This window comes from Pokkaliibacter sp. MBI-7, from assembly GCF_029846635.1.
Classification (GTDB): domain Bacteria; phylum Pseudomonadota; class Gammaproteobacteria; order Pseudomonadales; family Balneatricaceae; genus Pokkaliibacter.
The window spans coordinates 2,146,977-2,159,950 of the sequence record NZ_JARVTG010000002.1 but is presented as its reverse complement, the minus strand read 5'-3'; the positions used below and the strand labels follow the sequence as shown (position 1 = coordinate 2,159,950).

Annotated in this window: 14 protein-coding genes; 1 reads left to right on the top strand and 13 read right to left on the bottom strand. The window is 58.7% G+C overall.

Annotated features, from left to right (window positions below; all coding sequences use genetic code 11):
* Nucleotides 1-76: 76 nt before the first annotated feature.
* The 9 genes from QCD60_RS29575 to QCD60_RS29535 form a co-directional block, all read right to left on the bottom strand.
* A complete protein-coding gene (locus QCD60_RS29575; RefSeq protein WP_279791022.1) occupies nucleotides 77-2,992 on the bottom strand; it encodes a conjugative transfer ATPase in 2,916 nt (971 codons plus the stop codon).
* 25 nt (nucleotides 2,993-3,017) lie between these two features.
* Nucleotides 3,018-3,539, bottom strand: coding sequence for a TIGR03751 family conjugal transfer lipoprotein (locus tag QCD60_RS29570; protein ID WP_279791020.1), 522 nt, complete (start codon nucleotides 3,537-3,539; stop codon nucleotides 3,018-3,020).
* An 11-nt stretch (nucleotides 3,540-3,550) separates the two neighbouring features.
* On the bottom strand, nucleotides 3,551-5,077 hold the full coding sequence (locus QCD60_RS29565; protein WP_279781316.1) for a TIGR03752 family integrating conjugative element protein: 1,527 nt from the start codon (nucleotides 5,075-5,077) through the stop codon (nucleotides 3,551-3,553).
* A complete protein-coding gene (locus QCD60_RS29560) occupies nucleotides 5,074-6,060 on the bottom strand; it encodes a TIGR03749 family integrating conjugative element protein (RefSeq protein WP_279791018.1) in 987 nt (328 codons plus the stop codon). The genes QCD60_RS29565 and QCD60_RS29560 overlap by 4 nt, the downstream gene beginning before the upstream one ends.
* Nucleotides 6,057-6,695 (bottom strand): PFL_4703 family integrating conjugative element protein, encoded by a 639-nt coding sequence (locus tag QCD60_RS29555; RefSeq protein ID WP_279791016.1) that lies wholly within the window; start codon nucleotides 6,693-6,695, stop codon nucleotides 6,057-6,059. Before QCD60_RS29555 ends, QCD60_RS29560 begins: the two co-directional genes overlap by 4 nt.
* A gap of 83 nt (nucleotides 6,696-6,778) precedes the next feature.
* The gene (locus QCD60_RS29550) at nucleotides 6,779-7,201 is read right to left on the bottom strand and encodes a TIGR03750 family conjugal transfer protein (RefSeq protein ID WP_279791014.1); all 423 of its coding nucleotides are present in this window, start codon (nucleotides 7,199-7,201) and stop codon (nucleotides 6,779-6,781) included.
* A 9-nt stretch (nucleotides 7,202-7,210) separates the two neighbouring features.
* Nucleotides 7,211-7,594, bottom strand: a complete 384-nt coding sequence (locus tag QCD60_RS29545; RefSeq protein ID WP_279787851.1) for a TIGR03745 family integrating conjugative element membrane protein — start codon at nucleotides 7,592-7,594, stop codon at nucleotides 7,211-7,213.
* Nucleotides 7,595-7,633: 39 nt separating this feature from the next.
* Nucleotides 7,634-7,876 carry a TIGR03758 family integrating conjugative element protein gene (locus tag QCD60_RS29540; protein ID WP_279787852.1) on the bottom strand — a complete coding sequence of 81 codons (243 nt, stop codon included), beginning with the start codon at nucleotides 7,874-7,876 and terminating at the stop codon, nucleotides 7,634-7,636.
* 6 nt (nucleotides 7,877-7,882) lie between these two features.
* Nucleotides 7,883-8,260 carry an RAQPRD family integrative conjugative element protein gene (locus QCD60_RS29535; protein WP_279791012.1) on the bottom strand — a complete coding sequence of 126 codons (378 nt, stop codon included), beginning with the start codon at nucleotides 8,258-8,260 and terminating at the stop codon, nucleotides 7,883-7,885.
* A gap of 192 nt (nucleotides 8,261-8,452) precedes the next feature.
* Between QCD60_RS29535 and QCD60_RS29530 the strand changes: the two genes are divergently transcribed.
* Complete coding sequence (locus QCD60_RS29530) at nucleotides 8,453-8,833, top strand: hypothetical protein (RefSeq protein WP_279787961.1); 381 nt, start codon at nucleotides 8,453-8,455, stop codon at nucleotides 8,831-8,833.
* Nucleotides 8,834-9,141: 308 nt separating this feature from the next.
* Here QCD60_RS29530 and QCD60_RS29525 read toward each other — a convergent pair whose 3' ends face one another.
* The 4 genes from QCD60_RS29525 to QCD60_RS29510 are packed head-to-tail and all read right to left on the bottom strand — an operon-like array spanning nucleotide 9,142 to nucleotide 12,966.
* Nucleotides 9,142-9,885 (bottom strand): TIGR03747 family integrating conjugative element membrane protein, encoded by a 744-nt coding sequence (locus QCD60_RS29525; RefSeq protein WP_279791011.1) that lies wholly within the window; start codon nucleotides 9,883-9,885, stop codon nucleotides 9,142-9,144.
* Nucleotides 9,885-12,113: a type IV conjugative transfer system coupling protein TraD gene (traD, locus tag QCD60_RS29520; RefSeq protein ID WP_279791008.1), complete on the bottom strand. Its 2,229-nt coding sequence runs from the start codon at nucleotides 12,111-12,113 to the stop codon at nucleotides 9,885-9,887. The genes QCD60_RS29525 and traD overlap by 1 nt, the downstream gene beginning before the upstream one ends.
* Nucleotides 12,110-12,724 (bottom strand): hypothetical protein, encoded by a 615-nt coding sequence (locus QCD60_RS29515; RefSeq protein WP_279791006.1) that lies wholly within the window; start codon nucleotides 12,722-12,724, stop codon nucleotides 12,110-12,112. The genes traD and QCD60_RS29515 overlap by 4 nt, the downstream gene beginning before the upstream one ends.
* Nucleotides 12,718-12,966: a hypothetical protein gene (locus QCD60_RS29510; RefSeq protein WP_279791004.1), complete on the bottom strand. Its 249-nt coding sequence runs from the start codon at nucleotides 12,964-12,966 to the stop codon at nucleotides 12,718-12,720. Before QCD60_RS29510 ends, QCD60_RS29515 begins: the two co-directional genes overlap by 7 nt.
* Between the last annotated feature and the right edge of the window lie 8 nt (nucleotides 12,967-12,974).

Below are 12,974 nucleotides of genomic sequence, written 5' to 3'. Positions count from 1 at the left end.
TCAGGCTGGGTGTAAACTGCTCCAGCCAGCCCTGCTACGGAGTGACTGACACGCCTGCCGATACAGCTGCGCACCTTCAGTACGGGTGGGGGTACCATGCCGGCTTCTTCGGCGAATAGATCCCGTCTGGATTCAGATGCTGGCAGAGCTCGCTGCTAATGCCGGCAGAACTGCTGACTCCCAATCCCCGCGCCTTGTCCAGCTTCTGAGCGATCATCAGGGCCGCCTCCAGCTCAGAGACACCGTGCTCATCCATCAACCCCTTACGGGCTTTCTTTTCCTCCTTCTCCGTCATCCCCAACGCCAGATACAAACTGGGCGGGACTGAGCGGAACAGCATCTGCAGATTCTTGCTGAGCACCACCCCTTCGGTGTACTTGTGCTTTTCCTTCTGGGCGGACAACACCAGGTGTTTTTGATCGGCACTCAGTGTCTTGAAGCGCGCCACCTGCTCTACTTCGGCAGGCTCCATCACCAGCAGGATCCACCACTCACAAAGCCCCAGTAGCTTCTTGGCAAAGTCCGGGAAGTCGTCCATGTTCTGGGTGGCCAGCCACAACCAGGCCCCCAGCTTTCGCCACATCTTGCCGATCTTGGCCACATAGGGAGCCAGTAGCGAGTTGACCGTCACAATGTGCGCCTCATCGATAGGCACCACGATCTGCCGCCCTGAGAACTGGTCACGCTCGGCAATGTTGTTGATGTGGTTAAACAGTGAGATCAGTGCGAGGGATAACTGCCCCTCGTAACCCTCACGCGATAACGTGGCCAGATCCACCACAGTGACGTCCACTTCTGGCCAGGGGGTACCTTCTTTGGCGAACATCTCTTCCTCAAACGAGCCCGGTGCACACATGAGATCGAGCGCATCCGCCATGCCCTCGATACGTAAGCGGCGGGTCTCAGACTGATCCGGATCACGGGCCATGGCACGCATGGCGCGCTGCAGGTCCGGTGCGGTCATCTGCCGTTTCCCGGCGTACGCCTCTTCCGCTGCCTGCTGAATGGCCCGACGCACCGCCGAGCGGTCCTGCCGCTTGTACTCTTTGATTTCAGCCTCTTCACCGCCGGTAATCATCAGCCGGGCAGCCACTTCCATTTCACCCAGCACATCCCGCTGCGCATCGCCTTCATCATCATCACTGTCGTCAGCCTCATCATCGCTGATGTCATCCGGGTCATAGCTTCGTCCTGACTCGAACAACAAATGGCTGTCGGCAAAGGGGTTCAGACGTACCCCCGAACCCGGTTTGAGCGACACCTTATTGACGCTGAGCCCCAGTGACTGACAGTAGTCCGCAAACAACCCAAAGCTGTTACCGGCCTCAATCAAAAAGACACGGGGACGATGGATGGCCAGCACTTGCGTCAGCATGGCCACCAGGGTGGCGGACTTACCGGCCCCTGTCGGCCCCAGCAACAGCATGTGCGCATTTTTTGCCCGGTCAGCGGTGGAGAGCATGTCAAAGGTAAGAGGGCCACCGCCCCGGTTGAACGCCGTAAAACCGGGATTGCCGGTACCGACGGCGCGGCCAAAGATGGGCACAATCGAGGCCAGATGATCAAAGTACGCCAGATTGACATACCAGTGCTTGCGGTCCTCATGTGGCTTGTAGTTCATAGGCAGCCAGCGCAGATAGCTATTGAGCGGTGCTACCTCATGGCGCGGATCCACCATTTCGATACCTGCTGTCTGCGTGACGGCAATAATCTGGTTGGTACGCTCATTTAACTGGGCCATATCCTGACCACGGACATAGAAGGCCAATGAAAAACGGCACATTTTGTCACCGGCCAGCAGCTTACGCTGTGCCACATCACACTCTTTACGTGCCGCTGTTGCATCATTGGAATGGCCGGACGAGCTGTCCCGGATTTTATCGATATGGGCTTCGATTGAGTCCTGTGGCGTGATCACCATCGTCATGGTCATGATGGTGGACTCCGGGAGGGAGTCGAATAGCGAATTGACCATGCGGCCACGTCGCAACTCCGCTGTCAGGATGCCGGGGCGAGGTACCTGCTTGAATCGATTCATCATGATCACGCGATGGGGCATACGATCAAACAGCCAGACACCGCGATTCACATCCGATGCCGGGTGGGAATACATCAGGCACTCGGAGAAATCGTCCAGCAGCGGACTTCGCCCCTCAGGGGGCTCCTCATCGACATAGTGTGCAAGCCGGCCGAGCGCTTCCGTATCACCCTGCGTCAGCGTGGGGCAGGGGTTAAACCAGGGCAGTAGCCACTGAAACACACTGCGGCCATCACAGCGCTGGACATCGATCCCGATGGACTCCAGGTTTGCCACCAGACGGGCACAGGTGTCATTGATGTCCTGCACCGCCGTCTCAAACTCATCCTCAGTCGAGTGGCCTTTGAGGGAAAAGTTCGCCTCAAAACGTCGGTACAACACCAGGCGAGTGCGGCGGATCTGGCCACGCCAGGGGTTGCGCGTCACTGCCGTGTCCTCAAACAGTCCGCCGGGCTTACTGATCCCCCGCAAATGGCCTTCCATCTGCTTCAGATAGGCCTGAGTAAACTCGGTATCCGCGATCATGGGATCGATATAGGCATCGAGATGTTCCAGGTACGAGCTAAAGCTGGTTTCATCCTGGCAGTAAAGCTGCACTACCCAAGGCTCCGTGTCATATTCATCGAAGGATGACTGCAGTACCTGTTGCACCTGAAAACGGACGTTTTCGATAAATGCATCGTCACGCCCTTCGGTAATCACGGGCTTAAGCTCAAACACCACGCCTACCGAGCTCCCGTCCTCCAGCTCAAACACCTGATGCTTATGGTTGTAATCCACCCAGGGCAGCAGGTCGACAAAGGAGCTGAATTCCTGCCCCTTATTCATAAACGCCTGCTCGTCTGCGATGGTCATGTTTGAGCGCGAAATACGCTCATGCGTGGACCCGTCTGCCAGGGACACAACGTGTTTACCATCGCCCTGCAGAGCAAAGGCGCTCCGCAACTTCTCCATGACTCCCATCATTGCTTCCTCGCTATCAGTAGTCGCCCAGGCGTTCGCCGGGCATCGCGTACTGGATCCGCGAATAGAACGGGATCACCGTGGAGTAACCCGGAATCGGTGCCGGCTCATTACCGGCCAGGTGCGGAAACACATACACCACCAGATCCGGGTTGGGCAGGCGCGGGAACTGGCTGACGATCTCATTGGCCGCCGTGCGGGTGTAATCCCCGTTCACCTCAGCCACCCGATTGCCCCATGCCTGCCTGGCCACCATCACCTCGGCGGTGGGCTTGCCTGCCGTGGCCAACGCCTGCTGATCATAGATACCGTCACCCAGCGGGCGACGAAGTGACGCGCGGGCATCCATCAACTGACGTTGGTTCGTACTGGTACCGCCCATCCCGCCCAGCCCTGCGGTATCAATCCCCTGACCATGGTAGATATCCAGCATGGTTGCCCCATTAGTGGGAAACATCTTGTCTTTGGAGGTCGAGCAGCCTGTCATACCTGCAACAGCAACCATCCCCAGCACCGCAATCCATTTACTTGCCATCATCCCATTCCCCCTCAATCCAACGCCCCAGAACGGCCACCCGCCCCCGACAGATAACTGACCTTGCGGCCATTCAGCTCATAATCGATCTTGAGCTCCCGGGTGATATGCAGCGCCACCGGCTGACCCGGTGGCACGTAGATAGCATCAAAGGTCTGGCCGTAACGCTGAGCGACCCACTCGCTGACTTTCTCCAGGCCGCCGGCGATGCCGCTATTCAGCGCATATTTACCCGCATCGCCTGTGACGGCAGTGACCACGGCATCCGTCCCGGTGACCGACGTGGTCTCTGACTGGGCAGAAGCGGAGGCCGCTGCGGTGGCCATCCCTAAACCGAACTGAGTCGACAGGTACTCCATGGCATTGGATTTTTTCTCACCGGAGATACAGGGAATCCCATAGGGATCGGATAACCATCCCAGGCTTTGTGTCGCTCCCTGCGCTCCGGCACCTGATGCCGATGATCCGTTGCCCTGACTTTGCCCGCCTTCTTCGCTCTGGCCGTTGATAGTGCGAATGGTGCCGTCGGTGAAAACGAAGGTGATGGAAGTGACAGAACCCCGCACACAGCTCAGTACCCAGTCGCCTGTGGCCACACCTGATACCACGGCCTGCGCCACATCCGGCAGCTCGATGCCGTTAGCCATCAGGTTGTCTGAACCGATGACAACCTTGAATGGGTAGGGGTCCTGCACAGAACCATTGATCGGGATACGTCCCAACAGCGCGGTCATAGAGACCGAACCCATCAGGGTGGCGTTCTCTGCGACGGTGTACACTGGCACAGCGTCTTCCTCTGCTGAACTTCCCAGCACCTGAGCCGCCGCACCGTTTGTGGCGCTGTTGAGTGAACTCAGTCCTTTGTCAGCCAGCGAACCCACCTCACCGAATGACGAGGGGAAACTGAACTGACTTCCCGTACTGGACACCATGCCGTTGGCATCGGTCTTACGCATGTCCTGCGGCTCCACCCACATATAGGTTTCCCCGCCGAAGGTCACGGTACCCCCCAGCCCCCCTAAACCCGCATCCGCAGGCAGGGGCACAGAGCCCGCTCCCCCCATGGATGAGCCTGAGACGGCGCCGTCGCTGCCCACTGCGTTCAGCTGGCTGGTGACGGTATTCATGCGGTTCTCGAACTGGGACAGCTGCTCACCGACCTGTCCCATCAGCTCGTTCTTGGCCGATGCCAGCTGACTGGAGACAGCGGTACTGGCTGCACCTTCCACATCCCCGGCCTTCTGCCGTAAGGTGTCGTTTTCCTCCAGCAACTGCTGCATCAGCTGGTTGGATTTCGACTGCGAATCGCGCATTTGATCAATCTTTGCGACCAGTGCGGACACCGTGTCCTGAGCACCGTCCATGCCCAACCGCTTTTTCTCCTCCGACGTCAACTCCCGCACAGAGGTACCCTGGGCTGCCTGCGCCGGCGTGTCGCTACTGCTGTCGTCGCGGCCAGAGTAGGCAATCGCGACGGCACCGATGACCGCAGCAGGAATGATGACCTTCAATAGTCCATTGCTTCTGATCGTCGCCATCATTTCGCTCCTTTAGCTGGGCGGTAGGGCAGGGGCAGCAGGGCGGACTCCAGACCTTTGCCCTGCGTCACCAGATACGCCGTCGTGGTATCCTCGGCGCTACCTGCCGGCCCCAGCGTCGGATGCTGAAAGGCGGCACTATACAGATCCCCATTCAGCAGACGGGGGTCGAGCAGGACCGCACGAGGAGCCCGATTGATCAGGCGTACTGCCGTGACGGTGTAGTCAGCCAGTTTCCAGGCCGCGACGGCACGGGCATCGACATCGAGCGAGGGCAGCAGCGATCCCAGCGGGCCTTTGGCGCGCACGGGTACCGCGCTCACACCAAGCAGTGCCTCGACGGTACGTAACGGGGCGTACATGTTCTGCGCGGCATAGCGCGTGAGAGAAATAGGGGCAGGAGTGCGAGAGGTGGCATCCGTGCGGCCAATGCGACCGGCGACGGCATCATCGGCCGTCGGGCGCGGTGCGGCGGGAGCCGCTGCGCTGTTCGCTGACGAACCTGACGCACGAGCAGACACGGCGCCCGCACCTGCACTGCCCGGCATCCCATCACTGGCATAGTTGGGCGACAGACCTGCCGTGATACCAAAGCTGCTCAGGTCATCCCCTTCCCCGTACAGCACCTTCATCGGCTCATAGGCCGAGCTGTTGGCTGTGACGGTGGCCGCATCCTGCGCGGTCACGTCCAGCAGAATAATCTCGCCTGTTTCCACTACCTGAAGCGGAATACGGGTTTCGGGAAAGGGTGCAGCGGCTTTGAGGTACAGCGCCCCACCGGCATTCTGTACCCGCAGGGTATCGGCCAGGGCCACCGGCAGGGCCAGCTTCACATTACGATCCACATAGACAATCCGTTCCTGGCCGACAGCCAGTGCGGTTTTGATCGGCACCCGATTCCAGTGCACCAGCTCCACGGCAGAAGCCAGGGGAGACAGCACCATCCCCACGACCAGGCTTACACCCATGCGTGTCATCATCTTCATTTCACCTCCTCCATCACACTGCCATCCAGTCGCTCTGGCAGGGAGTCATAGCAATCCAGGGCCAGTCCAAATGGGTTCGTTTCAGGATTCATATCCCAGCGCACCACCTTCAACGGATGCAGCATGGCCAGCTTCTTGACCGACTCACCATGAACGCTTTCGGTCAGCATTAACTCCAGATCCACCACCCAGTGGTCGCGATCCTGGATATGTACCCGGTCATCCGAAACCCCGCGCCCTGGAATCTCTGCGACAGAACGCACCCGGTCGGTCAGCTCCTGGCTCACCTTACGGCGTTCATAGTCGCTATCCAGCCAGGCCTTGCAGGACGGGGTGAGATACGCCCGCAGCGTCTCAATCCGCTCGTGATAGTCACTCTCACCATCACGCGGCCAGTAGTTCAGTTGCTGGAAAATATAAAAGGCAAATGAGTAAACCGTGCTGGGTGGCACCTCCCACCAGGCGCGGGTACTGCCACTGCGCAGGTCAGGCGGGTTGTGTACAGTCAAATGACGGGGAGCGGTATACCACCCCCACGACGTGAACCCTGCAAACGCGGCTAACAGCGCAATCACCAGTCGCAGACTGGTGATGTGCGAGTCTCGTGATGACAGCGCAGTGCGATGTCGGCTCATAAAAACTCCAGAGTGAAATAGGAATACAGCGTGGGAAGAAGGTAGCTAGCAGTGGCGCGTTATCTGAGAGGTATCCAGGGCCATCAGTCGAACATGCCCTGGCGTTTCCGTCTCAATCGGCGCCGTACCCCCTCACGGCGGAGCCACCAGGTTGCATCCTGATCGATCAGTGATGCCTTACGAAAAAACAGGCGGCTGACACTGCCCTGATGCAGCCGCCACTCCAACATGCGGTAAAACCAGGCACCGGGCTTATTGCGTTTGGCGGCAGCCAGTCGGTCGCTGCCAAAACGCAGGGCCAGATAGCCACACACCGCCATACTGGTGGGGATGGCCGGCAATTGCCCTGGCAGTAGCAGAACGACGATGAACACTCCCAGCACGAGGCCCACTACCACACCACTGCCGATGACCAGTAACAGCTCGTTGTTGGTTAGCCCACGGATCACCGTGGGCTCCCGATTCAGCCGCTCAGGCAGGTAGCGTGCATCCTCGTTTTTATTCACGACTCAGCCTCACGCGAGAATGGCGGCGGCTTTGTTGGCCAGGTAAAGCACCAGAATCACCAGTGCGACCCCCATGCCTGCGACCAGACCCAGCTCACTGAGTTCAGCCTTCTGCATACGCCAGGCCTTGTAGGTTGCTATCGTATTGGAGCCCACCGACAGGAATGCCCAGGTGGCCAATCCCAGACCCACTACGATCAAAGCGTCATAGAGATAGCCTTTGAATGTGGCCAGGTTGCCACCGTCGGCGCCTGTGGACGGCGCCTCCATTTTGGGGAGCCCCCCCGCCCAGGCGGGTGATGTGAGCAGAATACTGCCAAGGATCACATACGCCTGTAGCGTTGCCTTACCCATGCGTCCATACAGTGAACGTGCTAAACGAAACAACACCATGTTTTACTCCCATTACTTGTGAGCGCGGCTCCTGCCACCTCAACCGTTGTTTAAAAACCACACCAGGATCAGAAAGAGGGTCACAACGCGAAGCACCTGCCACTGAACCTTGTCCCAGCGTTTATCCCGATCCATCTCTGCAGTGCCTTTCCAGATCGTGATTAACACCCAGCAGGACCACAGCAGATAAAGAGTCAGAAAGCCGCCAACAAAGACGAGGTAGCCATCTGCCGGGTTGCCACCGCCGGCCATCTTGTAGGCGGCCAGTTGCTTATCATCCATGACGATCTACTCCTGCTTGCCGCGCTGATCCACCTGATAGGCACCGCTCAGCTGCGAAGCATCACGAGGCTGCGCCCGTGAGGGAGACAGGTATTGGCTGATGCCTCTCGACATCCGCGCCAAGTCAGCCTTCGCCTGGTCATAGTTGAAGGCGTATCGATCCCCTGCGCGGGAGCGCTGTGCGACTTCAGAGCGGTCCAGAATCATCTTGATCGAGTCCAGCTGCTTCAGGACCAGACTCAACTCCTCCTGTTCAGCAGAGGACGCCGCCGACACCGACAGCGATGTCAGCGCCATTCCCATACCGAGACCACACAACAACGAGCGGCATAACCCTGGCTGGGGTGGCCAGCGTGAAAGGCGTAAACGAAAGGTCAGTTTCATCAGCAACACCTGTTTAGGTTGGAAAGGTGTATAGATTGACAGTGGTAGGGAGATACAAGCAGCAACAAACCCTCACTAGACCGTGGAGGGTTGGGGGATTCACTCACAGCAGGCCATGACCTGCCTGAACTTGCCCTATGACAAAAGCAGCCTATGGTTCAAAGAACCGCGATATAAACAATGAGAGAGGTCGTGATGGAAAATCTGTCGAAGGACGTGGCGCAGTCAATGGCGAAGCTATCGGCCCAGATCGAAGAGTTGATTCAAGCGACGCATCATCTTGCTGATGCCGTAGCCGATACCCGTAACAAGTATTACGAGCTGGAGAACCATGTGGCGATCTCTGACTCTCTTGTGGCTTTGATCGTCATGAATCACCCGGCACCTGACCTGCTTCACCAGGAGTGGAACCGGTTTATTGCTCATTCTGTGGCTGAACTGGCCACTGCGCAGGCCAGGCTGCGTCAGGTCGATGATGTCTTTGCGGAGCAGCTCTCTGTTAACCGCAAGAAAGTGATCAGCAACTGGACGCAGATACTGAAGACGGCCTCCGAAAACAGGCAGCGTGATTAATGCGAGAGAATAAAAAAAGCCTGGAAACCAGGCCGAGGTATGAGCGCATGTGAAAAGGTATCAAGCCATGAAGCAATGCAACCCCCAACACCATCGGGGCCGGGGGCATCTGCTTTATGGGGTGCCAGGACCGTCCTGGCAGCCCCCACCGTAGCGCGTAGCCCAGGTGGCGACAAGCTGTCCATCGGGCAGCATGATCGTCCTACCAAAAAGCACAGGGCCGGGTGTGGCCACCCAGCCCTGTGTTCAGTTATGCCACCGTCATTTCCCGGATGCCTGCCGGCAGCACAACTAAACTCAAAAAACGGTTAAAAATACTTTTTGAACTGGCCGACCGTCAGCGACACGATCAACCCAAACAGCGCAGAGCAGGGCAACAGTACAACATTCGGATGCACCGAAAACGGCAGCGACAGATAAACGATCCACACCAGCACAAACGACGGTACCACCCAGCGTTTGATGTGGTGGTACCAGAACGAGCTCTCCAGCCCGGCGCCAAAACGCCTCAGATCCCGTCGCACCAGACCATCCACAAAGCCCACCATTCCCGCTAAGCCAAACAGCGGCATACTCAGCAGCAGAATCATCACGCGCGTGATGAACGTTAAACTGGTGTACATGGCAGCCAGCAGATAGTCCTCCAGTACCCGAAATAGCAGCAGGCTGTAGCGCTGCACATGACCGGCCTCCGCTGGGATCGGCTGTCTGGCCTGCTCGGCAAAGGCCATAAATCCGGTCTTCACAAACGCCCACTCATACACGTTCTGCACAACGCCACTGGCCAGCACCACCGGCTGGCTATGCAGCAGGGAGTGACGAAACCCTGAGCTGAAATACCCCATCTCCTGTTCCATCATCTGCTGAGCATGGGTATAGCCCTGTTCCGGGTAGAAGAACGCGATGCCGATCCACTCCATCACCAGGCTGAAAAACAGCGACAGCATCAGCACACCCAACGCCCTGATTGGCAACTCAAACACGCGACCAAAGAAGCCGATCCGTCGCTGCTGCTGACGTTCCGCCTGATCAACCGGTTCTGCACGGGCCATTAGTTGTCACCTCCCATCTGCTGTGCCGACTGCTCCAGCCCCTGCATATGCAGCTCATCCCAGGGCTCATGGTCCTCCGCTTCATGCCCGACCTGTTGGTGACTGTCCAGCCAGCCCTGCAGTTCGGCAGGCAGGGTGTTCAGCTGCATGCCGCCACTGGCCTGCCACCATCCCTCCCCAGTGTGGTATTCCTCTCGCATACGAGCTGCCAGATCCGCAATGGATTTGGGTACCAGCGCCTCGTCGGAGGCATCACGCCCCGGCAGTGGCATGCGGATTTTCCACAGCTGTCCGCCTTCCAGCAGGGCAAACGCCTGCCCTTTTGGCAGATTAATGATGGCGTTGGGCTCAATCATCGGCACACTCGTCGTACTGATGGCATCGTGCGTGGCACTGGTGAAGTCGATATCGTCGTTCGGGTTGGAGTTATCGTTGGAACGCGACGTGAGCGTCTTGGCTTTCACCGAGACTTTCGCCAGCTGACTGGTGAGCAGCTCAGCCGTAGCCGTCTCCCTCACCCTCAGCATGATCAAATTGTTGAAGTTACCCACGACCTGGCCCGCCTTGGCGGTGCTGCCCATTTTTACTGTGATGTCCGATGCCGTCTGGGTGTACGCCGTGACCTGAATGCCGGCACCGCCGCCTTTGTTGATCAGCGGCACAAACTCATCGCCCATCAACTCGTTGACCTCATCAGCATGGAGGTTAATCACGGCGCTGCTGCGCGTAGCTTTTGCATCGGCTGGCAGTGCCGGCAGACCGTCATCAATACCAAATTTGTAGATATGGCCGGCGACCGAGACCAGGTCGGCGAACATGGAGTTACCGACTGCTGCAGCGATCTCCGGGTCCGACAAGGCATCGAGGCCGACATAGACAATGCCGCGCTTACGGATAATCTGCTGCCAGTCGAAGATCGGGCGCGGGTCGCTCAGGTCAAGATAGTTGGGGGCCAACAGTTGCGCGATCTTGCCGCTGGTGAGCTTTTCAAGCAGCGGCAGCAACGATGCTACGATCTTGTCGAAATAGGTCTTGTCGTAGCGCACGGCTGACTTCAGGCCATCCATGACAGGATCATAAATGCGCTTCATGGTCAGGAACTGTTCGAGCGCAATGACGCGTTTCTCTCTCCCCTGCATATGGCGTGGCGTATTTTTTTCGTTAATGCGGCCTTCCATATCCGCGATGGTTTTGAAGGCCTCGGGGTCATCACGGAAATACCAGGTGGCGTAATCCAGAAACAGGGCATCGATGTTGACGACGTGCTGACTGATTTGCAGGTAGTCGGGTCGCCGCCCCAGCGCCACCAGGGCCCGTGCGATGATATTGATGAAGCGCCAGGCAAATTCGCGAAATGCGGCGCTATTGCCCTCCCCCGACAGCTGCCCGGAGATACGGCTGGCCACCTCCGAGATACGCCCGAAACGTCCCACGGCGTTATAGCGGGCTGAGATTTCTGGCCAGCCGAGGTGAAACACATAAAACGAATCCTCACGACCCGCCCGTCGAGCCTCGGCCCACATGCGCAGCAGCATGTCAGCGTCGCCTTTAGGGTCAAAGAAAATGGTGGTTTCCCCGCGACGGATATCCTGGGTCACCATCAACTCAGCCAGTCGGGTTTTACCGACGCGGGTGGTGCCGAGTACCAGGGTATGACCGACGCGCTCACGGAGCGGCAACAGCACCTCATGTTCATCTGGCTCCACCGCGTGATACAGCGGGCTGCCACCCACCGGCGGCAAGGGGCGTACCGGATTGATCACATGATCCCAGCTCAGTAGCCGCACAATGCTGCGGGCGATCAGGCGGTCGGAGTCGCCCAGGCGCGCCTCCAGACGACGTGCCTTATGCCACGCTGCCGGCTGTTCGACGTACTTGCGTACCTCGGGCTCCAGGGCAGAATGCAGCCGCTGGGTATGACGCTGATCCCAGCGAAAGCCCATGCCCAAATACAACCCACTACGACTGGTCGGAATCTGAGTGCTCGTCATTTCAAACGTGGGCAGGCGACGCATATTACGGCGGTAGCGCAGTACCACCGACGCCTCATTCCAGCGCACCCAGGCAAGTACACCAAAGCCGCACGCCACCCCGTAGCCTACCGACGGCGTGAGAGCCAGCGACCAGGGCGCGGTGGCAGACACAAAGGCCGCAGATACGGCCACTGCCACGGTATTAAGCTCCACCGCCGGGCGCAGCAACGACTCAATAACATGCTTGTCGGTCACGCCTCTGCTCCCTCGTCAGCCAACAATGCCTGTGCTGCCGTCAGTAACAGACACACCCGCTCGGCACTGAACCCCAGCAGCCGTATCAGCGCTGCACAGAGCCCATCATCTATCCGCAGTTGCCGTTCCCGAACCAGCTGCACGATGGCGATCATACGAGCATCCCGTCCCGCACACTCACGGGGAATGGCAGAGCGGTGCAGCTGTGCCTGCCGGTCGGACACCAGCATCCAGGTGAGGGGCTGCATCACATCCAGGTAGTGCGCGGTATATCGTTCACACAGGGCAAACAACCCTGAGCGATCACACATCACCGCCTGCAGATCCGTATTGCTCATTGATTCGCCCAGTACCCCCCGTGCCCGGCGCACCAGCGGAATCAACGCCCTGGACGCATCTTCCACCACCTGTGCGGCCACCCCGGATGCGCAGCGCGACAGATCCGGGTGCATGCTCAGCCGGGCCCAGGCCTGGCTGAACGCCAGCCCCTCTTCGGCCATGCCGGCAGGATCCGCATGCAGTGACGTGGGGCGGGGAGGGCGATCCTCATCCAGCGCCTGCCGCAGGGCCAGCTCAACCAGACGGCTCTTGCCTACACGAGTCGTTAACATCTCTCAGCACGGGAGTGATAACGAAACCCTTTACCCGCGACATTCAGTGTCCATGGCCACGGACTGAAGCTGCCATCCACCAAACCGGCATTGCTCTCGGTTTGCGTCAGGGCGTACAGCAGCACATCGGGAACGGCTGCCTCCTGGGCTACCATCTGAAACGACGGCGGAGGCACAAAACGGGCAGCTGTCGCCACGCCAGGCAACAGTGAAATGCCCCAGAGCAGGAGAGCGGCCGTCACAGTGACCG

Coding starts and splice junctions, on each gene's coding strand:
- QCD60_RS29535 (WP_279791012.1), bottom strand. CDS start 8,260: ATGAAACTGACCTTTCGTTTACGCCTTTCACGCTGGCCACCCCAGCCA.
- QCD60_RS29565 (WP_279781316.1), bottom strand. CDS start 5,077: ATGATGGCGACGATCAGAAGCAATGGACTATTGAAGGTCATCATTCCT.
- QCD60_RS29575 (WP_279791022.1), bottom strand. CDS start 2,992: ATGGAGAAGTTGCGGAGCGCCTTTGCTCTGCAGGGCGATGGTAAACAC.
- QCD60_RS29560 (WP_279791018.1), bottom strand. CDS start 6,060: ATGAAGATGATGACACGCATGGGTGTAAGCCTGGTCGTGGGGATGGTG.
- QCD60_RS29515 (WP_279791006.1), bottom strand. CDS start 12,724: ATGTTAACGACTCGTGTAGGCAAGAGCCGTCTGGTTGAGCTGGCCCTG.
- QCD60_RS29570 (WP_279791020.1), bottom strand. CDS start 3,539: ATGATGGCAAGTAAATGGATTGCGGTGCTGGGGATGGTTGCTGTTGCA.
- QCD60_RS29555 (WP_279791016.1), bottom strand. CDS start 6,695: ATGAGCCGACATCGCACTGCGCTGTCATCACGAGACTCGCACATCACC.
- QCD60_RS29525 (WP_279791011.1), bottom strand. CDS start 9,885: ATGGCCCGTGCAGAACCGGTTGATCAGGCGGAACGTCAGCAGCAGCGA.
- QCD60_RS29545 (WP_279787851.1), bottom strand. CDS start 7,594: ATGGTGTTGTTTCGTTTAGCACGTTCACTGTATGGACGCATGGGTAAG.
- QCD60_RS29540 (WP_279787852.1), bottom strand. CDS start 7,876: ATGGATGATAAGCAACTGGCCGCCTACAAGATGGCCGGCGGTGGCAAC.